Source organism: Rhodoferax sp., assembly GCF_018780565.1.
Classification (GTDB): Bacteria; Pseudomonadota; Gammaproteobacteria; order Burkholderiales; family Burkholderiaceae_C; genus Rhodoferax.
Genome location: NZ_JADMJN010000002.1, coordinates 700,298 through 725,699 on the forward strand (window position 1 = coordinate 700,298; position 25,402 = coordinate 725,699).

General features: G+C 59.0%; 22 protein-coding genes, 1 tRNA gene and 1 pseudogene. 11 read left to right on the forward strand and 13 right to left on the reverse strand.

Features of this window, described 5'->3' with window-relative positions; genetic code table 11:
• Positions 1 to 3 precede the first annotated feature (3 nt).
• The gene (locus IV109_RS03780) at positions 4 to 918 is read left to right on the forward strand and encodes a LysR family transcriptional regulator (protein WP_296692331.1); all 915 of its coding nucleotides are present in this window, start codon (positions 4 to 6) and stop codon (positions 916 to 918) included.
• Between the two features lie 16 nt (positions 919 to 934).
• Here the strand turns inward: IV109_RS03780 and IV109_RS03785 are convergent, their stop codons facing one another.
• The 3 genes from IV109_RS03785 to IV109_RS03795 form a co-directional block, all read right to left on the reverse strand.
• Entirely contained in the window at positions 935 to 1,552 is a 618-nt protein-coding gene (locus IV109_RS03785; protein WP_296692335.1) for a c-type cytochrome, read from the reverse strand.
• Complete coding sequence (locus tag IV109_RS03790) at positions 1,549 to 2,790, reverse strand: PQQ-dependent sugar dehydrogenase (protein ID WP_296692339.1); 1,242 nt, start codon at positions 2,788 to 2,790, stop codon at positions 1,549 to 1,551. The genes IV109_RS03785 and IV109_RS03790 overlap by 4 nt, the downstream gene beginning before the upstream one ends.
• A 179-nt stretch (positions 2,791 to 2,969) precedes the next feature.
• A complete protein-coding gene (locus IV109_RS03795; RefSeq protein WP_296692342.1) occupies positions 2,970 to 4,040 on the reverse strand; it encodes an MBL fold metallo-hydrolase in 1,071 nt (356 codons plus the stop codon).
• 204 nt (positions 4,041 to 4,244) lie between these two features.
• On the opposite strand from IV109_RS03795, the gene IV109_RS03800 reads away from it, so the two are divergent.
• Positions 4,245 to 5,111 (forward strand): DMT family transporter, encoded by an 867-nt coding sequence (locus tag IV109_RS03800; RefSeq protein ID WP_296692346.1) that lies wholly within the window; start codon positions 4,245 to 4,247, stop codon positions 5,109 to 5,111.
• Positions 5,112 to 5,131: 20 nt separating this feature from the next.
• On the opposite strand, the gene IV109_RS03805 is transcribed toward IV109_RS03800, so the two are convergent.
• Positions 5,132 to 6,541, reverse strand: a complete 1,410-nt coding sequence (locus IV109_RS03805) for an FAD/NAD(P)-binding protein (RefSeq protein WP_296692348.1) — start codon at positions 6,539 to 6,541, stop codon at positions 5,132 to 5,134.
• 138 nt (positions 6,542 to 6,679) lie between these two features.
• Here IV109_RS03805 and IV109_RS03810 point away from each other — a divergent pair, with 138 nt between their 5' ends.
• From IV109_RS03810 to IV109_RS03825, 4 genes and pseudogenes are all read left to right on the forward strand, one after another.
• On the forward strand, positions 6,680 to 7,399 hold the full coding sequence (locus IV109_RS03810) for an SDR family oxidoreductase (RefSeq protein WP_296692351.1): 720 nt from the start codon (positions 6,680 to 6,682) through the stop codon (positions 7,397 to 7,399).
• A gap of 100 nt (positions 7,400 to 7,499) precedes the next feature.
• Positions 7,500 to 8,033: a glutathione peroxidase gene (locus IV109_RS03815; protein WP_296692523.1), complete on the forward strand. Its 534-nt coding sequence runs from the start codon at positions 7,500 to 7,502 to the stop codon at positions 8,031 to 8,033.
• Positions 8,034 to 8,619: 586 nt separating this feature from the next.
• Positions 8,620 to 8,943 (forward strand): annotated as a pseudogene (locus tag IV109_RS03820) (site-specific integrase); the annotation flags it as partial.
• A 68-nt stretch (positions 8,944 to 9,011) separates the two neighbouring features.
• Positions 9,012 to 9,767 carry a hypothetical protein gene (locus IV109_RS03825; RefSeq protein WP_296692359.1) on the forward strand — a complete coding sequence of 252 codons (756 nt, stop codon included), beginning with the start codon at positions 9,012 to 9,014 and terminating at the stop codon, positions 9,765 to 9,767.
• A gap of 173 nt (positions 9,768 to 9,940) precedes the next feature.
• On the opposite strand, the gene IV109_RS03830 is transcribed toward IV109_RS03825, so the two are convergent.
• From IV109_RS03830 to IV109_RS03850, 5 genes are all read right to left on the reverse strand, one after another.
• Positions 9,941 to 10,016 (reverse strand) — tRNA-Thr (locus IV109_RS03830).
• A gap of 28 nt (positions 10,017 to 10,044) precedes the next feature.
• Complete coding sequence (locus IV109_RS03835) at positions 10,045 to 11,049, reverse strand: class 1 fructose-bisphosphatase (protein WP_296692361.1); 1,005 nt, start codon at positions 11,047 to 11,049, stop codon at positions 10,045 to 10,047.
• Between the two features lie 33 nt (positions 11,050 to 11,082).
• Positions 11,083 to 13,818, reverse strand: coding sequence for an aminopeptidase N (gene pepN / locus IV109_RS03840; RefSeq protein ID WP_296692367.1), 2,736 nt, complete (start codon positions 13,816 to 13,818; stop codon positions 11,083 to 11,085).
• A 76-nt stretch (positions 13,819 to 13,894) separates the two neighbouring features.
• Positions 13,895 to 14,999 (reverse strand): peptide chain release factor 2 gene (gene prfB, locus IV109_RS03845; RefSeq protein WP_296692372.1). Its coding sequence is split into 2 segments (ribosomal slippage): positions 13,895 to 14,917 and positions 14,919 to 14,999, totalling 1,104 coding nucleotides; the frame shifts between segments, so codons are not numbered across the junction.
• Between the two features lie 92 nt (positions 15,000 to 15,091).
• Positions 15,092 to 15,994 (reverse strand): alpha/beta hydrolase, encoded by a 903-nt coding sequence (locus tag IV109_RS03850; RefSeq protein WP_296692376.1) that lies wholly within the window; start codon positions 15,992 to 15,994, stop codon positions 15,092 to 15,094.
• Positions 15,995 to 16,019: 25 nt separating this feature from the next.
• Between IV109_RS03850 and IV109_RS03855 the strand changes: the two genes are divergently transcribed.
• Entirely contained in the window at positions 16,020 to 17,789 is a 1,770-nt protein-coding gene (locus IV109_RS03855) for an AMP-binding protein (RefSeq protein ID WP_296692379.1), read from the forward strand.
• A 74-nt stretch (positions 17,790 to 17,863) separates the two neighbouring features.
• Positions 17,864 to 18,928: an aldo/keto reductase gene (locus IV109_RS03860; protein WP_296692527.1), complete on the forward strand. Its 1,065-nt coding sequence runs from the start codon at positions 17,864 to 17,866 to the stop codon at positions 18,926 to 18,928.
• A 1-nt stretch (position 18,929) separates the two neighbouring features.
• On the opposite strand, the gene IV109_RS03865 is transcribed toward IV109_RS03860, so the two are convergent.
• From IV109_RS03865 to IV109_RS03880, 4 genes are all read right to left on the reverse strand, one after another.
• A complete protein-coding gene (locus IV109_RS03865) occupies positions 18,930 to 20,702 on the reverse strand; it encodes a flagellin (protein WP_296692382.1) in 1,773 nt (590 codons plus the stop codon).
• A gap of 183 nt (positions 20,703 to 20,885) precedes the next feature.
• Complete coding sequence (locus tag IV109_RS03870) at positions 20,886 to 21,209, reverse strand: hypothetical protein (RefSeq protein WP_296692385.1); 324 nt, start codon at positions 21,207 to 21,209, stop codon at positions 20,886 to 20,888.
• A gap of 26 nt (positions 21,210 to 21,235) precedes the next feature.
• Positions 21,236 to 21,592 (reverse strand): hypothetical protein, encoded by a 357-nt coding sequence (locus IV109_RS03875; protein ID WP_296692387.1) that lies wholly within the window; start codon positions 21,590 to 21,592, stop codon positions 21,236 to 21,238.
• A gap of 53 nt (positions 21,593 to 21,645) precedes the next feature.
• Positions 21,646 to 21,912 carry a hypothetical protein gene (locus IV109_RS03880; protein ID WP_296692390.1) on the reverse strand — a complete coding sequence of 89 codons (267 nt, stop codon included), beginning with the start codon at positions 21,910 to 21,912 and terminating at the stop codon, positions 21,646 to 21,648.
• A gap of 265 nt (positions 21,913 to 22,177) precedes the next feature.
• On the opposite strand from IV109_RS03880, the gene IV109_RS03885 reads away from it, so the two are divergent.
• Genes IV109_RS03885 through IV109_RS03895 form a run of 3 tightly spaced genes read left to right on the forward strand, consistent with a single transcriptional unit; the run spans position 22,178 to position 25,397 of the window.
• Positions 22,178 to 22,870, forward strand: coding sequence for a response regulator transcription factor (locus tag IV109_RS03885; RefSeq protein ID WP_296692393.1), 693 nt, complete (start codon positions 22,178 to 22,180; stop codon positions 22,868 to 22,870).
• A gap of 17 nt (positions 22,871 to 22,887) precedes the next feature.
• Positions 22,888 to 24,891, forward strand: a complete 2,004-nt coding sequence (locus IV109_RS03890; protein ID WP_296692396.1) for a 7TM-DISM domain-containing protein — start codon at positions 22,888 to 22,890, stop codon at positions 24,889 to 24,891.
• Positions 24,888 to 25,397 (forward strand): nuclear transport factor 2 family protein, encoded by a 510-nt coding sequence (locus IV109_RS03895; protein WP_296692399.1) that lies wholly within the window; start codon positions 24,888 to 24,890, stop codon positions 25,395 to 25,397. Before IV109_RS03890 ends, IV109_RS03895 begins: the two co-directional genes overlap by 4 nt.
• The last annotated feature ends 5 nt before the right edge of the window (positions 25,398 to 25,402 follow it).

Here is a 25,402-nt window from a genome sequence, read left to right on the forward strand (position 1 = left end):
AATATGCATATCAAAGACATCGACCTCAATCTGCTGCGCTTGTTTGATGTGGTGTACCGTACGCGCAATGTGAGCCGCGCGGCCGAGTTGCTGGACCTGACCCAGCCGGCGGTCAGTCAGGGCCTGACGCGTTTGCGCCTGCTCATCAAAGACCCGCTCTTCATGCGTGCACCCGGTGGCGTTCAGCCCAGCCCCAAGGCCGACCGGCTGGCCGATGCGGTGCGCAGTGCCTTGAGCACTATCGAGCAAGCGTTCAACGAGTCGGTTCAGTTTGAGCCGCTGCAGTCGCGCAAGACCTTTCGCATTCACATGAGCGATATTGGCGAGAGCCGCTTTCTGCCAACCCTGATGATGGGCTTGCGCGAATCTGCGCCCGGCGTGCGGATCGAGACTTCGGCGCTGCCAGCCAACACGATTGGGGACGCGCTGGACAGTGGTCGCATCGACTTTGCCATTGGTTTCCTGCCCACGGTCAAGGACACACAGCGTGTGCAACTCCTGAAGGACCGCTATGTGGTGTTGTTGCGCGCCGGCCACCCCTTTGTGCAGAAGTTCAAGCGCCGCAAGAAAAGTGGCAACGCCTTGCTGGAGGACTTGAAGCAGCTCGAATTTGTGGCGGTCCGAACCCATTCGGACACACTGCGCATCTTGCAGTTGTTGCAACTGGAGGACCGTTTGCGCCTGACCACCGAACACTTTTTGGTGTTGCCGGCCATTGTGCGCGCCACGGATCTTTGTGTGGTGATGCCGCGCAACATTGCGCGTGGTTTTGCGCAGGAAGGCGGCTACGCCATCATCGAGCCCGCGTTCCCGCTGCGCGACTTCACTGTGTCCCTGCACTGGAGCAAGCGGTTTGAGTCAGACCCCGGCAACCGCTGGATGCGCCAGAGCTTGTTGGCCCTGCATGCTGACGCCTGATTGTTCTTGTCGCGCTTCAGGGCGCGGCTTTGGGCAGATGGGCCAGGTAGTAGGCAAGGTCTGGAATGGCCTCAGGCGGGATACCTGACAGCGCGTCGTTCATGGCGCTGGTGTAGCCGACGCGCTTGCCGGCACGAAACTCAGCCAGTGTCTGGGTCAGATAATCCTCCCGCTGGTGCGCCAGTCGGGGCACCTGCTTGCCGCCAGAGAAGTCTGCGCCATGGCAAGAGGCGCAACGATTTTGCTGGACCAAGGTGACGCCGCGCGCCATGCGTTGGGCGTCGATTGTGGCGTCAGTGGGTGGCAGTGGTGGTGGCAGCTTGGCAATGAAGTCGGAAAACCCCCTCAAATCATCATCGCTCATGCCCTTGGCCACGGCGCTCATGGCTGGATTGCCACGCCGGCCTTCCCGGAACAGGAACAGTTGCGTGATGGCGTAAAACGAATGCTGCCCCGCCAGCGATGGTGTCAATGCCTGTGTGCTGCGGCCGCCTTCACCATGGCAGGTCATGCACGCGGCAAAGCGTTCCTGTATGGACGCAATGGGCTGGGCTGCCGAAGAAGTGGCGGCCCAAGCCAGGTGCAGCGCTGTCAATACAGCGGCGCACCGGCCTGCGATGCGCTGCAATCTCACTGGCCTTTGTAGCTGATGCGGTAGATGGCGCCGTTGTGGTCGTCAGACACCAGCAGCGAGCCGTCTTTCATCACCAGCACGTCCACGGGGCGGCCCAGGTACTCGTTGTTCTCGACCAGGCCCGTCATGAAGGGTTCCATGCGTGCGCCACCTTTGCCATCCGGCCATGCCACGACCACGTCGGCGGCGTACTTCTTGGTGCGGTTCCACGGGCCATGGCGTGCGATGAACATGGCACCTTGGTACTTGGCCGGGAACATCTTGCCGGTGTAGAAGCGCATGCCCAGCGTACCGGCGTGGGGTCCGGTCAGCATGGCGGGCTTGGTGTAATCGCTGCAGGACTTGCCCCAGCCGAATTCGGGATCGGCAAAGTCACCCTGGTGGCAGTACGGGAAACCAAAGTGCTGCTTGCCGGTTTGGGTCACGTGGTTGAGCTCGTCGTTGGGCAAGTCTTCGGACAACCAGTCGCGGCCGTTGTCGGTGAACCAGAGGTCGCCGGTTTTGGGGTCCCAGTCAAAGCCCACCGTGTTGCGCACGCCGCGTGCCACAACTTCTTCGCCCGTGCCATCCAGGTTCATGCGGCGGATCTGCGCATGCTGTTCGTCTGGCATGCAAATGTTGCAGGGCGCGCCGACCGGCACATACAGTTTTCCGTCAGGCCCGATCTTGATGAATTTCCAGCCGTGCGGCACATCGCCGGGCAGTTTGTCGTACACCATCACCGGCTTGGGCGGATTGTCCAGATTGGCTTCAATGTTGTCGTAACGCGTGATGTCCTTGGGTGTGGCCACGAACAGCGAACCTTTGTGGAATTCAATGCCATTGGGCAGGAAGAGTTTTTCGGCGATGGTTTTGACTTCGCGTTTACCGCCCTTGTCCTGCACGGCGTAAATCTTGCCGGCCACGAACAGGGAGCTGACGAACACCGTGCCCTTGTCACCCTGACGCAGTCCGCGCGCATCGAGAATTCCGCTGGCCCAGACTTCGGCCGTGAAACCCGGCGGCAGTTTGAGTTTGCTCAGCGGCAGCTTGTCCGCAGCCGTGGGGATGGGGAACGAAGGAACCGGCGCCATTTTGCTGGCGGTGTCATTCTTGGGCATGCCGACCGCCCAGAAGGGAACCTCTTCCTTCTTGGGCGGATCAGCCGCGAGTGCCATGGAAGCCGGCAGGGCCATGGCCACGGCCAACATGGCCGAGCGCCACATTCCATGGGTGCGCGTCGAAGCTTTGATTTTCATCGTGTAGTCTCCTGTTGGTGTTTCAAGTGCCATGTCAGGAAACTTCCACGATTTCCCCTGGCCGTTTTTTGTTATCCGGCCAGTTTCGTGATGATTTATCTATCCATCAATAAAATAATTTGTCTATTGAATATTAGATAAATGCATGTGGATCGATGGCGATGAGCGACGGACCGGGGTCAAATCATCTGGTATCTGGCGACACCCGTGTCATCCAGCGTCCGTGCAACTTCGCCGCGGTGCATCAGGTAGTTCAGGCAGGCCAGGCTTTCGCCGGTGGCCAGGTTCAGCAGGCCGGCATCGGTCTCGTCGATGCTGCGGCCAAACAGGGCCGCGAACACATCAATGGCGCGTCTGGGCTCCTGCAATGTCTTGCGCAACCGGTCCAGCGTGCGCTGCTGTGAGGCCGCCAGGTAATCGAGCCGTGCGTGAAGACCGCGAAAGCAGTCGTTGTGCGAGGGCAGCACCAGCACGTCATCCGGCACCTCGCGCTTGACCTTGGCCAGCGACTCCAGCCACTCGCGCATGGGGTCGGCATCCGGCTCGGTCGGGTGGACCGATACATTGGAAGAAATCTTGGGCAACACCTGGTCACCCGAAATCAATAATTTCAGATCGGCGCAGTACAGGCAGGCGTGCTCGGGCGAATGACCTGTGCCCACAATCACCCGCCAGGTGTTGACACCGATCCTGATTTCCTCGCCATCCCGGATGCGGCGATAGCTGTCGGGCAGCGTATGAATGCGCTTGCCAAAGTTGCCAAAGCGGGTCTGGTAGTTTTCGATGGCACCCGTGCTCCAGCCGGCCCGGCGATAGAAGGCCACGCCTTCATCCGGTGCCTCCCGGCCGGAGTCCGCGGTGAGGACGCGGCAGTTCAGGTACTCCAGTTGCGTCATCCACAAACGACAATTGAACTTGCGCGTCAGCCAGCCCGCCATGCCGATATGGTCCGGATGCATGTGGGTGCCAAATATCCGGGTCAGCGGGCGCTGCTCCGCAGCCGTGGCAAACAGTTCACGCCATGCCGCCACAGTCTCGTCGGTACGCATGCCGGTATCCACCACGGCCCAGCCGTTGTCGTCCTCCAGACCCCAGATGTTGATGTGGTTGAGCGCCATGGGCAGTGGCATGCGCATCCAGACCACGCCAGGAGCCACCTCCAGTACCTTGCCGACTTCAGGTGGCGCCTCGAAGGGGTAGATGAGGGTGGGCTTTTCAAGCCGTTCGCGGGGCTGCGGGGTTTCGGTCATGGGCAGCGGCCTTTCACTTGAGTCGGTCATGCGCGCAATGGTAACCCTGTTGACAAGGATCATCTGCGGGACAGCAAGGGGATGGCGTGACACCTACAATGGACTCGTGTTTCCTACTCTTCACGTTCATTCCTGGTGAAATCCAGGGCCGCATTGTCCAAAAAAATCCAACGCCGGCTTGCGTTGACGCACCGACACACCCGGATGCGCGTCTTTCTGTTGCCTGCTGTCTGGCGCGGCATGTTGTGGGTTGCATTGAGTGGCATCGTGTTCACCTGTTTGAACACTGTTGTGCGCCACATCACGCTGTCCCTTGATCCGTTTCAGTCCCAGTTCTTGCGTTACCTGTTTGGGATTGCGGCCATGTTGCCGATTGTCTGGCGCGATGGCCTGGGGGCCTATCGCCCGATCAACATGCGGGGGCAATGGTGGCGCGGTGCTGTTCACACGGTAGGCCTGATGCTGTGGTTCACGGCGTTGCCGCATATTGGTTTGGCAGATATGACTGCGATTGGCTTTACCGGCCCGATTTTCATCATGATTGGGGCCGCCTGGTTTCTCGGCGAGAAGATGCACGCTGATCGCTGGATTGCAGCCATGATCGGCTTCGTCGGTGTGTTGGTGGTGGTGGCCCCGAAATTCACGGCCCAGGGCGGCTGGTATGCCCTGGTGATGCTGGCTTCTGCACCGGTCTTTGCCGCCTCCTTTTTGATGACCAAAACACTGACTCGGAACGAAAGCTCGGGTGTGATCGTGTTGTGGCAAGCCATCTCGGTGACGGTGTTGAGTCTGCCGCTGGGTCTTCTTCATTGGACCGACCCCACTGCGTGGCAATGGATCGGCTTTGCCGCCGCCGGTGTGCTGGGCTCACTGGCGCACTATTGCCTGACGCGCGGGTTTCGCATCGCCGACATTTCGGCTACCCAATCATTGCGCTTCCTTGACCTGATCTGGGCATCGTTGATGGGCTGGCTGGTGTTTTCGGATGTGCCCAGTCAGACCACCCTGATAGGCGCACTGATCATTCTCTCGTCCACCATCTGGATTGCCCGGCGTGAACACAAGCGATAAGCCAGCACAATGACTTTGGCTCAGCTCTTCTGAGTCGCCATTAGTTTTGCAATATTGGTCATGGCCAGCATCGCATTGGCCTTGTATTTCGCCAGGATCCCCATCTTTTCCTCGTCGGCCCGATCCACTTCTGCAATGAGCTTGCCAAATCCGTCCAGGCGGCTTTCGCGAATCCACTGGCGTAGCGGCTTGTCCTGTGACCACTTGAACTGGTTCATCATGTTGGCCGCCGTTGAAGCGGGATAGCTTTCCAGGCTGTCGGGAAATGGAACCGTGCCGCAAATCTGGTTCTTGGTCGCATCATCGTCATAGTGCGCCTCCACATAGGCGATCATGGCCGCACTGAAAGTGGGTAGCGGCACGCGCACCAGTTGCGGCACTATCTTGTCGCCCTGAAAGATCGGCTGGATCGGGCGTTTTTCCACAGCCGATGCCGTGCAGTCAATACACAGCGTATTGGCGCTCATGGGCACGGTTCCGCGATCAAGGACCAGCTGGTCTGCTTCTATCGACTGCACATGGCCCAGGCGGATTACGTTCCTGATGGTTCGCAGAACTTCCACTTCACCTTTGGACATGGTTGCGTAATGGAACATGCCCGGCTTGTGCTCCGGATAGATGCGCAACATGGCTTCACAGTCCTCAAGACGCTTGAACAGATCGTCAATCGAGCTTGCGTTGGCAAAAGCGCCCATCTGATCGGCCTGCCCGCCAATCGTTGTGTTGAAAAACTCTGGCCCCGGTTGGGTATGCAGACGATTCACCAGCCAGGAATCACGCGGCATCACCCAACTGATGGCATCCGGCTGCGCCCCGGAGTTCAGCAGCCAAATGCCCACGTCCATCGCAGTTTTTCCCGCACCAATGATCATGAAATGCCGAGGCCGCTCCCGCTTGCCTTGCCAAAGTTGGGGCAGGGCGTTGGGTGTGATCAGCCAGGCCCCGTCTCCCACTTTAAACTTTGGTGTGTGCGTGGCTGGAACCTGGGTCCCAAAGTAGGTGGCGTCTACGGTTTTTTTGCGCACGTTGACCTGGGTCTGCACGCCGGACAGAATCGATACAAACCGGCCGTCGCCCACGTAATCACACATGGGGTGGTAGCTGACGCGACCGCTGGGCAAGAGCTTCTGGTTCATCACCCGCTCGAAATAGGCGCTTACCTCGGGGCCGGAAGCCAGTTCATAGAGGCCCTTGTTAACGCCAATCGTGTCTTTTCGATTGTTTCCCAGAGGCATGGAGTTAACGCCATAAAAGGCGGAAGGCTGGTGCAGCGCGACAAACGGATAGGCGTCATTCCAGTGCCCGCCGGGCTTGCCGTGGCGATCAACCATCGTGATGTGTGCGTCAGTTTCATCGATCAGCGTATCGGCGAAGGCCAGGCCTACCGCGCCACTGCCAATGACCAAATAGTCGGTCTCAATGTGTTGCATGGATGATCCTTGTTGCATCGGGTCAGACGACACGCCGCCGCGCGGCATGGGCCTCATCGTATTCGCATTTCCGAAAACCGTCTGAATTGGCTTTTCCCGATTTGAGCAAGCCTTGAGAATTTCCCCTATCCTTGGCCAATGTCAGACATCCCGCCTTCAATGAGCAGCCTTGGCGAACACTACCAAGCCATCGTGATTGGCTCCCGAGGCGCCATTGGAGGGGCTTTTGTGCGCGGGCTCCAGCTTGATCCGCGCTGCACCAAGGTCATCGGTGTGTCCCGATCCAGCGTGCCGGGCCTGGACCTTCAAGACGAGTCCAGCATTGCTCAATGCGCGCAGTTGCTCAAGGCGCATGCGCCTTATGCGCTCATCGTGGATGCCACGGGCGCCCTCGCCATGGCAGGCAAGGGGCCCGAGAAGCGATTGGGCGATCTGAATGCCGATCAGTTGTTGCAAGCCTTCAGCATCAACGCCGTAGGACCTGCATTGGTGCTCAAACACTTTGTGGACCTGATGCCTGTGGGAGCCCCGGCCATTTATGCCAAGCTGTCGGCCCGGGTTGGCAGCATCAGTGACAACCGCAAGGGTGGCTGGTATGGCTACCGGGCCTCCAAGGCCGCGCTCAACATGATTTTGCAATCAGCCGCGCTGGAATGCACCCGCCTGCGACCGCAGTTGGTACTGGCCGCCTTGCAGCCCGGCACCGTGCGCTCAGACTTGTCTGCGCCATTTGTTGTTGCGCAGGATGCGATGGACCCCGATGCGGCGGTAGCAGGTTTGCTCACGACGCTGAATGACCTGTCCCCACAACGTGGCGCCCAGTTCGTTGATTACCGCGGGCAGCTCATCGCCTGGTGAGCGCTGTAACGAGAAAATTTGAAAACTTCCGGAGAATGTCATCATGCTGGTTTACTCACGCCGCGAATCCCGCTTCCTGGTTCTTCTGAGTTTTTTTATCATGAGCGTTGTCCTGACGGGCAAGGCCCATGCCGCCGAACCCAGCGCTTGCCCGGCGATTCTTCGCCATCAGTTTGAGCGTCTGCAAGACAATGCGCCCCAGAACCTGTGCCAATACGCTGGCAAGGTGGTGCTGGTGGTCAACACGGCTAGTTATTGCGGCTTTACCAGCCAGTACCAAGGGCTGGAGGCCTTGTACACCCGCTATCAGGCTCAAGGCCTGGTGATTCTGGGTTTCCCGACCAATGATTTTGGCCAGCAGGAGCCCGGTTCATCAAAGCAGATTGCAGATTTTTGTTTCAACACCTATGGCGTCAAGTTCCCGATGATGGACAAGACGGTGGTGGCGGGCCCTAAGCGCAATGCCTTTTATGCGGCCCTGGCCAAAGCCAGTGGCAAAGCGCCGCAATGGAATTTTCACAAATACCTGATTGATCGCAAAGGCCAGGTCATAGGTAGCTTTGCCAGTGAAATCACACCTGAAAACGTGACTTTGGTGAAGGCCGTGGAGGCTGCGCTGACTTCGGCGCAGTGAGTTGAGGAAGAAGCTTGTGATCTGTGCACAGCTCGCGCTCTGCAGTGCAAGCAATCGCCCGGCTGCTAGCTTGGTAGCAGGAAACGTTTCACCAGTATGAGCGCGAGCACAAACAGAACAAGCGCCAAAAAAATGTTGAAGATGGGGTGACTTTTCGATGACTTGTCCGGCGCGGATGGCTGATCCAGCGTCGACAAGAGCGACGGTATCGTTGTATCGGTGTCCAAAACTGCGTCTCCAGGTGATTCGGCATTTATTTTTAAGTACCGGGGAGTTTATAAGCCATCGCTGAATCACGGGATGGGTGTTAGTACTTACCGAAAGAAAAAATCTGACTTTTGCGGATCAGGGGTTTTGTTTGGTGCAGGAAAGATGCTCGGATGCATCTGAATTGCCCCGAAAATTGTGGGGGCTCCAATCTTTGAGAAGTTGGAGCCATGAGCAAAAAATCAAATCACTTTCTCCCCCCCGAAGTGCGCTAACGCGCTTTGCGCATGGTGCAGGAGCAGCGTGGCGAATATTTATCGAGAAGACCGAAGCTCTGGATTCACTCTAACTAACCGACATCCACGAAAGTCGGGGCGGTTCAGTGCCACTGAATCAGGCCACCATGGAAGTGCTGATGAAGCGTCAGGGCGATCACCCTATGCACGTTTTTACCTATGATGGCCATCCAATCGTCCAGGTCAACACCAAGGCTTGGCGCAATGCGCTGCAACGGGCCGGGATTCAAGATTTCCGCTGGCATGACTTGCGGCACACCTTTGCCACTTGGCATCGAGAAGCAGGAACGCCAACGCACGAGTTGCAGCGCCTGGGAGGATGGAAGACCCAGTCCATGGTGGAGCGTTATGCGCACGTTGCGCCGGAAGGCCTGCAATTCGCGGCCAGTCGGCTCGATGCGCTTATGGTCGGCGGCTCTGATACTAAACTGCTTGGAATCTGAAGTTTGTCACCAATACATTGAGAAAGCGTTTAATGGAAAAAATCGCTCTTTTATCTGGTCTCATTGGCGCGCTACTTTCTGCTGCGCTGAGTTACTGGATTCGTGCGTCACTCGATAAGCGTGCCTTGCGACATGCCGAATCTCGTTTGGCATACGTGCATCTAGTCCAGATTTCGCAGCTCGTTGCGATGGAAGCTGTATTAACAAACTACTTCAGGTTACTCGTTGGAGGTCGAGCGGGTGACACGTTGGCGAGTAAGGATGGCACATTTCAGCCATCACACAAAATAAGCGTGCTACTAGCTCAGCAGCTTCAAAAAAGCAAACCGGAAAAGTGGAAAGATGAACCTGGGTTTTCAGTCGTCCCAGTGTTTCTCAAGTCACAGCTGGACTCAATTTCCGATTCAAAGTTGACAGCCGAGCAGCTGTCAAAATTGCCGAAGGAATCAGTATTGATTTACGCACAATTCCTTTCATACCTTTCACACGTACGCGGCGTCGTTCTGTTGTATGTGTCATTCTTTGAGGATGAGAAGCCGCCGTTAATAACTGCGGAGAATCTTCATGATCAATGGCTTACGATGAAAAGATTTTTTGACCACGCGGGCAAACTTCGATTAGCACTTGTCAGCGGCGGTGCCGCTTCTGCGATTGAGGCGGCCACATTGCTGCAGAGGCAGGTCGCTCTCTATAACGAACAGCTAATTTCGAAGTTACAGGATAAACCGAAGATTGACGCTGCGTTGGCTCAGGCAAGTTCTGAGGCAACGGATACCAAGAAGGGTTGAGCTAGGGGGGCGTTTGGACGCTAACTAGAAATCCGAGCGCACTTCAATCAGTAGATCCAGATATTTCTGGCAAGCTTGCAAGAAAATATGACATGGGATCATAATTAGCCAGTGGTTACGTACTGACTACGTGAAGAAGGGGATAGACCGTGGAAGCCTACCCCCTTTTCATTTGGTGCCGGAGAGATGAATCGAACACCCGACCTTCTCATTACGAATGAGCTGCTCTACCGACTGAGCTACACCGGCTTGTAAGACTCAAATTATAGCCCGGGCTTTACGCCTCGCTGTGGTAGCGGGTGACGCGTTCCACTTCGTTTTTCGAGCCCAGAATCACGCTCACGCGCTCGTGCAGTTTGCCGGGCTGGATGTCCAGAATGCGCTGTTTGCCGTTGGTGGCGGCACCGCCGGCCTGCTCTATGAGCCAGCTCATGGGGTTGGCTTCGTACATCAGGCGCAGCTTGCCGGGCTTCTCCGGCTCGCGCTTGTCCCAGGGGTACATGAAGATGCCGCCGCGGGTCAGGATGCGGTGTACGTCAGCGACCATGCTGGCAATCCAGCGCATGTTGAAGTCCTTGCCACGCACGCCCTCTTTGCCTTCCAGGCATTCGTCGATGTAGCGCTTGACCGGGGCATCCCAATGCCGCATGTTGCTCATGTTGATGGCAAATTCCTTGGTGTCCTCGGGGATCTTGACGTTCTCTTCGGTCAGCACAAACGAGCCCTGTTCGCGGTCCAGGGTGAACATGGCCACGCCGTCGCCCACGGTCAGAACCAGCGTGGTTTGCGGGCCGTAGACACAGTAGCCCGCCGCGACCTGCTTGTTGCCCGGTTGGAAAAAATCCTGTTCTGACACGCCCGCACCTTCGGGCTTGACCAGCACGCTGAAGATGGTGCCAATGCTCACGTTCACGTCGATGTTGCTGGAGCCGTCCAGGGGATCGAACAGCAGCAGGTATTCGCCCTGCGGATAGCGGTTGGGCACCACGTAGATGCCTTCCATTTCCTCGCTGGCCATGGCGGCCAGGTGGCCACCCCATTCGTTGGCTTCAATCAGCACTTCGTTGGCAATGATGTCGAGCTTTTTCTGCATCTCGCCTTGCACGTTTTCGCTGTCGGCGCTGCCCATGACATCGCCCAGGGCGCCTTTGTTCACGGCCTGGCTGATGCTCTTGCAGGCACGGGCCACCACTTCAAGCAGAAGGCGCAGCTGGGACGGAATGTGACCGTCCATGCGCTGTTGTTCCACCAGGTAGCGGGTGAGGGAAATTTTTGCACTCATAAAAACTCCAGTTTCAGGAAGGTGGATGCGGTATCAGTCGGCCAGCGCGCGACTGACGACTTCGCGCACGTCGTTGCTCAAATCGGCTTTGGCGGCCACGCGGGCGATGGCTTCGCGGGCGGCGCTGCGGTAGGGCTCGGCCAGTCGCTTCCAGCGGTCCAGCGCGCGCGCCAGCCGTGCGGCCACTTGCGGGTTGATGCTGTCAAGCTCCATGACCCGCTCGCTCCAGAACACATAGCCCGCCGCATCGGTGCGGTGGAAGGCGCCAGGGTTGGCGTTGCAAAAACTGAAGATCACGCTGCGTGCCCGGTTGGGGTTGCGGATGCTGAAATCGGGGTGCGTCATCAGCTGGCGCACCGCTGGCAGCACCTGGCCGCCACGGTCGCAGGCACCGGCCTGCATGGAAAACCATTTGTCCAGGACCAGCTCGTCTTTTTTGAACTCGCTGTAAAAGCGCGCCAACGCGGGCGTGGCCAGCTCGTGGCCGCTGCCCAGCAGTGCGCCCAGTGCATTGGCGCGGTCGGTCATGTTGCTGGCATCCTTGAAGCGCTGGTAGGCCTTGCCTGGCCATACCGTGTCGCCACTGTCCCGCGCCGCCAGGCACAACTGCGCCAGTGCCATGCCAGCCAGCGCGCGGCGGCCAGCGGAGTGGGCGTCCGGGCGGTAGCCACCGGTGTCACCATGCGTTTCAAACGCCCACTGCCAGTCGGCCGCAAGGGCCGTGGCCAGCTGCGCGCGCATGGCTTCGCGCACTTCGTGGATGCGTTGTGGGTTCACCACTTCAAGCTGCTCGGCAATATAGGTTTCGGAGGGCAGGGTGAGCACCAGTTCCTTGAACGCCGCATCCAGCGCAGGGTGCCGCAATACGCTGCGCATGGCGTCGATGTAGTCACTGTTGAGCACGCCTCCCGCCACAAAGACGGTGTTGTTGGCGATGGCCTTGACGGCGCTGCGCAGGGCCAGCCGCTGTCCTGCTTCCCAGCGATTGAAGGGGTCGGCATCAAAGGCCAGCAGTGTCAGCAACTGCGCGTCGGAGTAGTCAAAGTCCAGCACCACAGGGGCTGAGAAGCCGCGCAGGATGGAGGGCACCGGCTCGGCGTCAAGGTTGGCAAAGGTGATGGATTCGCTGGCTTGCGTCATCACAAACAGGTGGCTGTCGCCCGTGGCGGCGGCGCTGCCCTGCAATTGCATGGGCAATGCGTTGCCGTCGGTACCCACAAGGCCCAGACGCACCGGGATCACAAAGGGTTCCTTGCTGGTCTGGCCGGGTGTGCTGGCGCAGCTTTGCGTCAGCGCCAGTGTGTAGGTGCGGGCTTGCGCATCGTAGGTGCCAGTGGCTTGCAGGCGCGGGGTGCCGGCCTGGCTGTACCAGCGTTTGAACTGCGGCAGCAGCCGGGCCAGGTTGGAGTCCGGGTTGGCATCGGCAATGGCCTGCGCGAAATCGTCACAGGTCACAGCTTGGCCATCGTGGCGCGCAAAGTACTGGGTCATGCCCTTGGCAAAACCTGTGCGCCCCGAGTTGGCATCGCCAGCGCCCACCAGGGTTTGCATCATGCGCACAACCTCGGCACCTTTTTCGTAAATGGTGACGGTGTAGAAGTTGTTGATCTCGATGTAGCTGTCAGGCCGCACCGGGTGGGCCATCGGGCCGGCATCTTCCGGGAACTGGGCGGTGCGCAGCACGCGCACGTCTTCGATGCGCTTGACGGCGCGGGCCGAGGCATCGGTGCACAGGTCCTGCGAAAATTCCTGATCGCGGAACACGGTCAGACCTTCTTTCAGGCTGAGCTGGAACCAGTCGCGGCAGGTCACGCGGTTGCCAGTCCAGTTGTGGAAGTACTCGTGGCCCACCACGCTCTCAATATTGGCGTAGTCCGCATCGGTGGCGGTGGCCTGGTTGGCCAGCACGTACTTGGTGTTGAAGATGTTGAGGCCTTTGTTTTCCATGGCGCCCATGTTGAAGTCGCTGGTGGCAACAATCATGAAGCGTTCCAGATCGAGCGGCAGGCCAAAGCGGGCTTCGTCCCAGGCCACCGACGCCATCAGCGAGTTCATGGCATGTTCGGTCTTGTCCATATCGCCGGGGCGCACGTAGACCTGCAGCAGATGGTCCTTGCCGCCGCGCGAGGTGATGCGCTGCTCGCGGCACACCAGCTGGCCGGCCACCAGTGCGAACAGGTAAGACGGCTTTTTGTGCGGGTCCACCCAGGTGGCGAAGTGGCGGCCTTCATTGCCCGCGCCTTCGATCAGGCCTTGAGCGATGAGGTTGCCGTTGGACAGCAGCACGGGGTATTTCTGCTTGTCGGCGCGCAGTGTCACGGTGTAGCTGGCCATCACATCGGGACGGTCCAGGAAATAGGTGATGCGCCGAAAGCCCTCGGCTTCACACTGTGTGAAGAAGGATTCGTTGCTAACGTACAAGCCTGTCAGGCTGGTGTTTTTGACCGGGGTGCAGGTGGTAAAAATCTCCAGCTCGAAAGTCCCTTCGTCGGGCAGGTTTTCCAGCACCAGCTGCTTGCCTTCCATCTTGAACGAGGTGCCCTGGCCGTTGACCAGTACACGGGCCAGGTTGAGTTCTTCGCCATCGAGTTTGAGTGGCTGCACGTCTACGTCCGTGTTCCGGCGCAGCGTCATTTTGTTGAGCACGCGGGTCTTGGCCGGGTCCAGGTCAAAGGTCAGGTTGACGGTGTCAATCCAGTAGGCGGGGGCGGCGTAGTCCTCACGGCGGATCACCGTGGCCGGGCCTGGTCCATCACGAAATTGCAACATGGTCTATCTCCAGAATTGGTTTTGGTAGGGGCGGTCGCCGGGCCACCCGAAGGCGGCGTGACAAGCGTGGGGGTCATCAAACGCCTTGCTTCAGCGACGCCTCAATGAAGGGGTCCAGGTCGCCGTCCAGCACTTTTTGCGTGGCCGATGTTTCGTAGTTGGTGCGCAGGTCCTTGATCCGGCTGTTGTCCAGCACGTAGGAACGAATCTGGTGGCCCCAGCCCACATCGGTCTTGGAGTCTTCCAGCTTTTGCTGTTCGGCCTGGCGCTTGCGCATCTCGAAGTCGTACAGGCGTGAGCGCAGGCGCTTCCAGGCCACATCACGGTTGCTGTGCTGGCTGCGACCGTCCTGGCACTGCACCACGATACCGGTGGGGATGTGCGTCAGGCGCACGGCCGAGTCAGTCTTGTTGATGTGCTGGCCACCGGCGCCGCTGGCACGGAAGGTGTCGGTGCGCACGTCGCTGGGGTTGATGTCGATCTCGATCGAGTCATCCACCTCGGGGTAGACAAACACCGATGCAAAAGAGGTGTGGCGTCCGCCCGAAGAGTCAAACGGCGACTTGCGCACCAGCCGGTGCACGCCGGTTTCGGTGCGCAGCAGGCCAAAGGCGTATTCGCCTTCGACCTTGATGGTGGCACCCTTGATGCCGGCGGTGTCGCCCGCGGTTTCGTCTTCGATGGTGACGGTGAAGCCCTTGCGTTCGGCATAGCGTAGATACTGGCGCAGCAGCATGCTGGCCCAGTCGCAGGCTTCCGTGCCGCCGGCGCCGGCCTGAATGTCTACAAAAGCATTCATCGGGTCCGCCGGGTTGTTGAACATGCGGCGGAATTCCAGCCCCTGGATGATCTCGGCGAGTTTGGCGGTTTCAGTCTCGATGGTGATCAAGCCGTCGTCGTCGCCTTCCTCTTTGGACATTTCGAACAACTCGGTGTTGTCGGCCAGTTCGGTGGTCAGGTTGTCCAGAGTGAGCACAACGCCATCCAGCGCTTTTTTCTCGCGGCCCAGTTCCTGAGCGCGTTTGGGGTCGTTCCAGACGCTCGGGTCTTCGAGGGATGCGTTGACCGTTCTCAGTCGTTCAGCTTTGGCAGGGTAGTCAAAGATACCCCCGTAACTCTTGGGTGCGGGCGCTCAAATCGGTGAGTTGAGTGCCGATGAGATTGATGCGTTCTGCTTCCATGATGCGAGTCCTGAGGTGATTAGTTACAAATAACCCTACATTTTCTCACGCCGGGGCGGCTATGCCCCTGAAATGCCGCATTCAGGACGCGATCAGGCGATAAATTGCTCGATCAAGGCCGCCAGCTTTTCAGGCTGGTCGTGGTGCAGCATGTGGCCGGCCTCGGCAATCAGCGCAATTTGTACATCGGGCACGGACTTCAGGCGCTCGTGGTACTCCGCCAGGGTGTACTTGCCTTGCCACCATTGGTCCAGGCTGTTGTCGCTGGCCTCCACCGCCAGGACCGGGGCGGTAATGCGTTTGTAGAGTTCCAGAATTTCATCGACGTGAAACAGCTGGGCATTGGTGATCTTGTGCGCCGGGTGGCCCATGATGGACCATTTGCCATCCGCGTTGGCGCGCGCCCAGTACTGGGCCAGCCAGTCAGCCTTGTGCTGGTCCAGGCGGGGGTTGGTCTTCATCAGGCGGCTGGCCACACCCTGGGGGCTGTCATAGGCCTTGAGGTCCAGCTCGCCGGCATGCATTTTCTTGAGCTCGTCGATCCATTTGGCCAGCCGACCAGGGGCTTGCGAGGGCCTGCTTGCGGGCATGCCAAAGCCCTCCAGGTTCACCAGACGGCGAATCCGCTCGGGGCGCACGCCTGCATACTGCATGACCACGTTGCCGCCCATGCTGTGGCCGACCAGATCAATCGCCTGGCCGGGTGCATAGTGGTCCAGCAGGAAGTCAAGGTCGGCCAGGTAGTCGGGAAACCAGTAGTTATCTATGGCGCCCGAGTCGGTGTCGCCATAGCCGCGCCAATCCGGGGCAATTACATAGCGGTCTTGCGCAAACGCGTCCACCACAAACTGGTAGGAGGCGGCCACGTCCATCCAGCCATGCACCATCACCAGGGGCGCTTTGCCGGGGGTTGGTGTGCCCCAGATGCGCACGTGGTAACTGAGATTGCGAATAGGGACAAACTCGCTGCGGGAAATTCTTTTGACTTGGTACATTTGATCCATTCTAAGGAGGCATCGAGTGCACTCAAGTCAAAACAGCGACCAACCAAGTCAGTCCGCCCCGGACAACTACGCCCTTTTGCATGCCAGCTTTCAATGGCTGGTGCCTGCGCAGTTCAACATCGCCCAGGTCTGCTGCGCACGCTGGGCCGCCAGGCCGGGTGCTGCAAAAAGAATAGCTATCCGGACAATGGGTACGCTGGGAAAGAGCACTTTTTATACATATTTCGAGCTGCAGCAACAAGCCAGCCGGCTGTCTCACGTGTTGACGGCATTGGGCGTGGTGCGTGGCGACCGCGTGGCCATTGTGATGCCGCAGCGTTTTGAGACGGCGGTGGCCTACATGGCCGTGCTGCAGATGGGTGCGGTGGCCATGCCCCTGTCCATGCTGTTCGGCCCGGAGGCGCTGGAATACCGTTTGCAGGACAGTGAAGCGGTGTTGGCGATTTGCGACGAAAGTTCGATTGCCAGCATCGGGTCGGTTCGCGAGCACTGCCCCCATCTGCGCAGCGTCTTGGGCGTGGGCGGCGCCGCCGACCAGGCGGACACCAACTACGCCGGCGCGCTGGCCAGCGTGTCGTCTGAATTTGCGCCAGTCGTGACCCAGGCCGATGATGCCGCCATCCTGATCTACACCAGCGGCACCACCGGCAACCCCAAGGGGGCGCTGATTCCGCACCGCGCCCTGATTGGCAACCTCACCGGGTTTGTGTGCAGCCAGAACTGGTTTGGCTTTGACGGCAAGCGCAATGCCACCACCGATGCCGTGTTCTGGTCGCCCGCCGACTGGGCCTGGACCGGCGGCCTGATGGATGCGCTCTTGCCCACGCTGTATTTCGGTCGCCCCATCGTCGCCTTCAATGGCCGCTTCAGTCCGGAAGTGGCGATGGAGTTGATGAGCACCTGCGGGGTCACGCACACCTTCCTGTTCCCAACCGCACTCAAGGCCATGATGAAAGCCTACCCGGGCGCGCCAGGTGTCACGGTGCACCAGCAGTTCAAGCTGAAATTGCAGGCCATCATGAGTGCCGGAGAGGCCGTGGGCGATGCAGTGTTCGAGTATTGCCAGCAGCAACTGGGCGTCACGGTGAACGAGATGTTTGGCCAGACCGAGATCAACTACATCGTGGGCAATTGTGCCCGCCAGTGGCCGGCCAAGCCTGGCAGCATGGGCAAGGGCTATCCTGGCCACCGGGTGGCGGTGATTGACGATGCCGGCAATGAGTGCGCAGAGGGCGTGCCTGGCGATGTGGCGGTGAACCGTTTTGACGTGCACGGCCAGCCTGACCCTATTTTCTTTTTGGGCTACTGGAAGAACGAGGCGTCCACCCGTGCCAAATACACAGGCGACTGGTGTCGCACCGGCGACCTGGCCAGCCGCGACGCCGACGGTTACCTCTGGTACCAGGGCCGCTCGGACGACGTGTTCAAGGCGGCGGGTTACCGCATCGGCCCCGGTGAAATCGAGAACTGCCTGGTCAAGCATCCGGCCGTGGCCAACGCCGCCGTGGTACCCAAACCCGATCGGGCACGCGGTGCCGTGGTGAAGGCGTATGTGGTAATTGCTCCTGATTTTGTAGCTTATAGAGCAATGGATACGAGGGGGTTTGATCAATTCGATGCTGAACTTGTGGCCGAGCTGCAAGCCCATGTCAAAGGCAAACTGGCACCCTATGAGTACCCCAAGGAAATCGAATTCGTCGAAGCCCTGCCCATGACCACCACGGGCAAAGTGCAGCGCCGCGTGCTGCGCCTGCAGGAGGAAGAGCGGGCCAAATTACAGCCCTGACAGGCTCCGGCGCAAAGGCACGGGAAACCGTAAACTCGTGACTCTTCAAAAACTTCGGACTCTCTCTCATGACCATGAAAACCATTCAGCTCGGCCAGAGCGATTTGCATGTCACCCCCATTTGCCTGGGCACCATGACCTTTGGCGAGCAGGTGAACGAAGCCGACGCCCATGCCATTCTGGACCGCTCGCTGGAGCGCGGCGTGAACTTCATCGACACGGCCGAGATGTATGCCGTGCCGCCCCGTGCCGAAACCTTCAACGCCACCGAAATCATCCTGGGCAACTGGCTCGCCAAAAACCCCACCGCGCGCCAGAAGCTGGTGCTGGCCACCAAAGTGGCCGGTCCCTCGCGCGGCATGCCCTGGATTCGCGGCGGCAGCCCTGACCTGACCGCGGCCGACATCATTGCTGCTTGTGAAGGGAGCCTCAAGCGCATGAAGACCGATGTGATCGATCTCTACCAGATCCACTGGCCCACGCGCAATGTGCCCATGTTTGGCGCGCTGTACTTTGATCCGGCCCGCGATAACAACGCAACTTCCATGCACGTTCAGCTTGAAGCACTGAACACGCTGGTGAAGGCCGGCAAGGTGCGTGCCGTGGGCCTGTCCAACGAGACGCCGTACGGTGTGCATGAGTTTGTGCGCCTGGCCGATCAGCACGGCCTGCCGAAAATTGCCACCGTGCAAAATGCCTATTGCCTGCTCAACCGCACCTATGAAAACGGCCTGGATGAAACCATGCACCGCCTGGGTGTCTCGCTGCTGGCCTATTCGCCGCTGGCGTTTGGCCTGCTCACCGGCAAGTACGACGCATCTGGCCTGACCGGCCCGGGTGCACCGGCCGAGGCCCGCATCGCCAAGTTCGAGTCCACCCGCAAGCAGCGCTGGGGCCGCCCCGAAGCACTGGCCGCTGCCCGCCGCTACAACGCCCTGGCCATTGAAAACGGCATGACACCCACGCAACTGGCGCTGGCGTTCTGCTACACCAAATGGCAGGTGGCCAGCACCATCATCGGCGTGACCTCGGTGGCGCAACTCGATGAAGACCTGAACGCCTGGGGCACCACCTTGCCACCCGAGCTGCTCAAGAAGATCGACGCCATTCGCTGGGACGTTCGCGACCCGGCCTTGTAAATCAGCGTATCAATGCCAGCACAGTGCGTGGGTACTGTGTCGCTTGGGCCAGCAGCGCCAGCCCGGCCTGCTGAACAATTTGCCGCCTGGACAAGTGCGACATCTCCTGCGCGTAGTCTGCATCGATGATGCGACCGCGTGCCATTGTCAGGTTGTCACTGCTGTTTTGCAGGGTCGAAATCACGGCGTACAAACGGTTCTGAAATGCCCCCAGGCTGGCGCGGGTCTGGTTGACCGAATCCAATGCAGCATCCACGCGCATGATGACCTCTCCCGCACTGGATGCGTTGAACAGGTTGACCTGACTCAAATCCCCGCTGCTCTGGCTGGTGTTGGCGGAAAAGCCCAATGCACCGGATGCATCGGCCTGGACACCTGAAACGGTAAAAGCCTGCGAGGACAGAAGCTTCATGACGCCAGAAGTGGTGTCCACAGACGCATACACACTCGGTACTTTGCTCATGATGGCGACGGCCAGCGCTTCGGGGCTGGCAAAGCTGCCGGTGATGCTCACGACAGAGCCGCTACCCATCTGAAGCTCAAAGTCACCCGCGCCAAGCGTCAGCACGGCGGGCGTTGCCTGTGCGAAAGTGCTGGCACCCGTTCCCACAAAGCCGCCCACACTAGGTGTTACCAGGCTCGCTGGCTTGGCAATGCTGATGCCCGACGCCGAGCCGCTGATCTGGTAAGTGCCCGTGATGGCGGGTATGGCATCCAGTTGGGACTGAATATCTGCAAGCAGGCCGGCGTCATTGCCGGTGTAGTTCGAGTTGATGTACACGGCGTGGCCATCGATGCTGAACCCGGCGTAGGTGGCCGTGACCGCGGCGGCGCCGGCACTGGGCGCCCCCGATGTGAAAGCAGCACCATTGGCGCCACTGATTGCCGCAATGCTCACTGCGGTGGTGGCACTGGCCGCACTGGCGGTCTTGGTGATGCTGATCGTGCTGCCGTCATGGCTCACGCTGTACCAGCCGCCGTGCGCCGCAGAGAGTTGCGCTTGCACGGCAGTGGTCAAAGCGGCCAGACTGGCGTAATTGGCACTCAGGCTCACCGTGGTTCCGTCCACGGCAAACAGGGTAGGTGCCCCGACAGCGTAGTTCAACACGGGCGTGCCGGCAGTGGTGATGGCGCCGCCAACGAACGGGCTTGCCGGAATGGAGAAATCCAGGTTGCTGATGGGTAGCGTGGTGTAGGTGCCCGCGAACTGGAATGCACCACTGGAGGTGCGAAGGTCTGCGGAACCCACCATGTCCAGCGCGCCTTGTTGGTTCAGACGCAGATTGCTGTCCCAGTCAAAGCTGATCGTGTCGCTTGCGTCGGCACCCACCAGGTAGTTGGTCGTTCCCAGTGTTCCATTCAGCAGGGTGCGCCCATTGAAGGTGTTGCTGCCTGCAATGCGGTCGAACTCCGCCAGGGCTTGTTGCAGCTCTCGATTCATGGCTATGCGATCCGACGCTTGATAAGTGCCGTTGGCCGCCTGGACCCCCAATTCACGTGCGCGCTGCAGTATCTGGGTGAGTTGTGCCATTTGGCCTTCGGCAGTCTGCACGGCGGATATCGCGTCATTGGCGTTGCGTACGCCCTGGTTCATGCCCCGGATCTGACTTTCCATGCGAGTGGCCACGGCCAGGCCCGCCGCATCGTCCGAAGCCTGGCTTACGCGCAGACCCGACGAAAGGCGCTTGAGCGTGCGCGCCAGCCCAACCTGGTTCTTGTCCAGATTGCGCTGCAGGCTTATCGCGTCAATGTTCGTATAGATGGTCAATGTCATTTCATTGGCCCCAGCGCGTCAACTCAAGAAAGCGACGCGCCGAGGAACCCCTGTATCTGGCATCGACTCTTCAGAACGAAACGTGAATTTGAAATAGGGGGTAATCACCCCCCTTTATGTTTTCCGGCCCAAGGTACTTGCCCGGTTTGACTGCAGAAAAAAGCCGCGTGGACCTGGCCGTACCTAGCCAGCAGTGGGTTGTCTCTGGGGCTTGCCTCGATGACGTAGCTGCATCTTTTTCCACGTCACAATTCCAACCAGGGTGCAGCAAGCGATGAAATTGCCCAGAAAAACAATGGCCATCACGTTGTCGTGCAGCACGACAAACCCGTACAGGCTTCCTGTGCAATGGGCAACTGCGAAATAGCCCCAAGTGATCCGCGACACCGCTGTCGCGCCATTCTCACATCGCGATGCTGCGAGAATTTGCGGAAGATAGGCGAAGATGCGGCCCATGTTTGACGCAAAAAATATCCAAGTGACCACGCTCACGAGTTGCTCAGTCATGGCTTCAACCCAAAACGGCGGCAGGCTCAATCGCCTGATACCGCCTCTAGGGAAGGCTTGGGCTGGAGTGCCAGCTTTGTCCATTGATCAATCTGCGGCTGCGACGCACCCCATTTGAGTCCGTACATCTCCGACCCATGGCGAAGCATGAAGAGCGCGATGCGTGCTGCCTCTGCATCGCCCCCATCGGCCAAGGCAGAGAACCGTCCGTAGGCGTGTGACCAATTTCCAAGTTTGTGCTGCTCCATGGCTTGTTTGAATGCAACATCAGAGTTTGCGACATATGTAGTGGCCGTTGTCGTCGCTATTGCCTCGGCTGCGCAAAGCAGAAGAATGGCGGCAAGTGGGTGGCGGAAGATGGACGGGCTTCGTTGGAGTTTCATAAATATTTCTTGTGGATGAAGAATGTTTTGATGGGAGGGGCGTGCGCAATTTGTCAGACGTGGAAGTACGCCGCAGACATTGGTGAAGACGGTTCGTGCTCGGCCGGTACGCCTTCACGGTTGACCACCGAATGGTCGAGCAGCGGCACTGTCGAGTGGCCGATTGGCCCTGGCAAAGTGGATGCATTGGATTCGCTCATCGGCGCGGACGCGAGCGGAAAGATGGCGCTGGCGACTAGCAGGATGGAGACGAGTCCCAGAAAAAAAAGTCCCGACCAGACTGCCCCTTCGACTGATTTCAAGTTCAAAGAATTGTTCATGAATGCCCCCTCAAAGGTCGATAGCGCTTTGCGTACGGAGTCTGAATTGCAGCTGCCTCTTGCGCTTAATACTGTCGGGACGCTGCTGTTCCAGCTCTCTGCCAATCTCAGTGCATGTAATGCTAAAGAGAAGCTCCTGGCTTGTATGTCCCCAGAACTGGGGACAAGGGCCGCCCTCTGCATTCGGCCGTTTCTATGTCATAGTGCGAGGATTGAATTGGGAGGCCGAGGTTTGTAGTCAGCCTCGCTGCATGACGTACGGAATATGCCGCAAAAAAAATCACATCCGGACAGTTCACTGATCCATGTTGCGCTGGTCGAGGACGATATGGGCTTTCAGAGCGCGTTGACTGCGGCCATTGGGACGGCGTCCGACATGAGGTTGGTGAGCCTAGCGAGTACGCGCTCGCAGGGCTTGCTGATGCTGGAGCAGGCGCCAGCCCATGTGTTGTTGGTGGATCTGGGTCTGCCTGATGGCTCCGGCATCGATGTGGTGCGCGCAGCGCATGTGCAATGGCCCGAGTGCAACATCATGGTCAGCACCACTTTCGGCGACGAAACCCATGTCATGCAGTCGATCGAGGCCGGTGCGGCGGGTTATCTGCTCAAGGACAGTTCCCCGCAGGCGATGGTGCTGGAGATACGCAGTCTGCATGCCGGGGGGAGTCCCGTCAGTCCGATGATCGCCAGGCAGCTTTTGATGCGCTTTCGGCCGCCCGTCAATTCCGTCATAGAGTTTGCGGTGGGCCGTGACACCGACAAGGAATGCGCGGTGCTGTCCGAGCGGGAACGAGAAGTGCTGGAATTTATTACCAAGGGTTTTACTTCAAAGGAGATCGCCGCATTGATGTCTGTCTCGCACCACACTGTGCTGACCTATGTGCGGCGCGTTTATGCCAAGCTCAAGGTGAACTCCAGAGCAGAAGCAATTTTTGAAGCAAGGGTTCAAGGGCTGTGAACAGAGTGGCGGCGTGTTTGTCCAGATTGTCATTTGGCCTGACCTGCAAGAGCGATGAATGCTGGCGGTCGATGGTCCTGTTGCTGTGCGGTTTGTTATTTTCCTCAGTCTCCGCAGGGGCGGCGGCCAAGGCGCTCGACGCCAGCCGGATTGAGCGGGGTTCGGTTTCGCTGACCGAGTATTTCGCCGTTCTCGAAGACCCAAGCGGGTCCTTGACACTGACCGATGTGCAAGCGCCTGGCATCGCCAACCGGTTCAAGGACGTTGTAGCGCCGGCAGAAGCTGTGAGTTATGGCTTCACGCGCTCGGCCTACTGGTTGCGCTTGCCCTTGCGCAACGCTTCCGACCAGCCCGTGCAACGGATGCTGGAAATCGGCTATGCCGTCCTTTCAGATATTCAGTTTCATCAACCGATGGGGGACGGAACCTACCGGTCTGTCACAACGGGCGTTGCCACCCCGTTTTCCACGCGCCTCTACCCCGACCGCTTCTTTGTCTTTCCCTTGACCTTGCCGGCACACGCCGAACAAGTGGTCTATCTGCGGATTCGGTCCGTGAGTTCCCTGCTTGTCCCGGCCAAGTTATGGACGCCAGCGGCCTTGCACACCCATCAACGAGACGGCTATGTTGTGCAGGCCTGGTATTTCGGCATGGCCAGCGCGATGATTCTGTTCAACCTTCTGCTCTTCATTGCGCTGAAGGATAGCGTCTACCTGCTGTATGTCAGCTTCGTCTTTTTGACTGCACTCAGCATATCGGCGGTCAATGGCCTTGCCAAGGAATTCCTATGGCCCGATACCACGCTGTGGTCAAACATCGCCGCCAGCATCTGCTACGTGGGCATGTATGTGGCATTGCTGCTCTTGATGCGCCGCATGCTCAACACGCGGGAACTGGTGCCGCGGCTTGACTGGCTCGTCAAGGTTCTTATCGGCCTGAATTTGCTCCTGCCAATAGGCGCTGTCGTTGCGCCGCAGACTTTCGCTTTTCCCGTCAGATTTATTGTGGGCATGACGGGGCTGTTGACTCTGTCGATTGGCGCCTACTGCGCAGTCTTCAAGCGCCAGCGGATTGCCGTCATCTTCGTGGCGGCCTATTTCATGTTCGTACTGGGCCCCATCTTTATTGGAATGAAGCTGATGAAGGTGCTGCCTGTCAACTTTCTCACTACGAACGGCTTGCTCATTGGATCAGCGCTGGAAATGCTGCTGATGGCGTTTGCTCTGGCCTATCGCTTCAATGTGATCCGCCGCCAGGCGACGCAGGATGTGCGACAGGCCAATGTCAGCCTGGAGCAACGGCTGCAGGCGCGCGAAGCCGAATTGACGCAAAGCCATCAGCGCTTGCTCGAGATTGAACATCGTCAAACCTTGAGCCAGGAGCGGCAACGCCTGATGCAGGATATGCACGACGGCCTGGGTTCATCGCTCAGCAGCGCGCTGCGGGTGGTGGAACATGGGCATATGGATGATGCTGAAGTTGCAGAGGTGCTCAAGGGTTGTATCGACGACCTCAAACTGGCGATCGATTCAATGGAGCCGGTGGAGGCCGATTTGCTGTTGTTGCTCGCGACGCTGCGCTTTCGCCTGGGGCCGCGCCTGGAGAGCACCGGTATCGCGCTGCGCTGGGAAGTTCAAGACGTCCCGGCGCTCAACTGGTTGGATCCGAAGAATTCGCTGCACATCCTGCGTATCCTCCAAGAGGCCTTCACCAACATCATCAAGCACACGAACGCGACAGAAATCCGGGTTGCAACCGGTGCTGATGCCGACGGTATCGTGGTGAAAATCTCCGACAACGGGCAGGGTTTTGACGTGGAACGTGCGCTGAAGAGCGGTGGCAAAGGGTTGTCTAACCAGATGCGCCGTGCGCAATCCATCGGCGGTAAGGTCAAGTGGGACTCGGATGATTCCGGGACGCGCTTGACATTGCGCTTGCCGATTGAACGCCAGCCAGAGGCCTCAAGTATCCCGTCGGGGCCAGTTCATCCCGCCACGCAAGAAAGGTATAGCCCAGCATGACTTCCGAAGAATTTAGCGTACTCCTCCAGCGATTCACGCAAGCGGCCGAGACCGGTGATGGCCACGCTTTTGCCGAGTGCTTCACGCCCGATGGCGTTTACCACGACTACATCTATGGCGACCACCAGGGCCGGGCGGACATCGCGCACATGATGTCTGAACTTTTCCACCGCGATGCGGGGCCGGACTACCGCTGGGAGATGTTCGATCCGGTCTGCAATGGCACGATCGCCTACGCCTCATCACTGTCGAGCTTCACCAGCAAGGTGCCCGATTTCGCGGGTCGCCAGGTTGTTATCGATGGCATCAGCCGCTTCGAGTTGCGTGATGGCTTGATCAGTGATTACAGCGAGTCGGTCAATGGCGGCGTGGCGATGGCGCAATTGGGCGTGGCGCCGCCGCGTCTGGAGAAAGTGCTGTTGCGCTGGAGCAAGCAATTGCTGGAGCGACCCGCCACGCAGGCTTTCATGGCCCGAGCCAAAGGCACTCGGGCGGCTGGCCACTGAGCGGT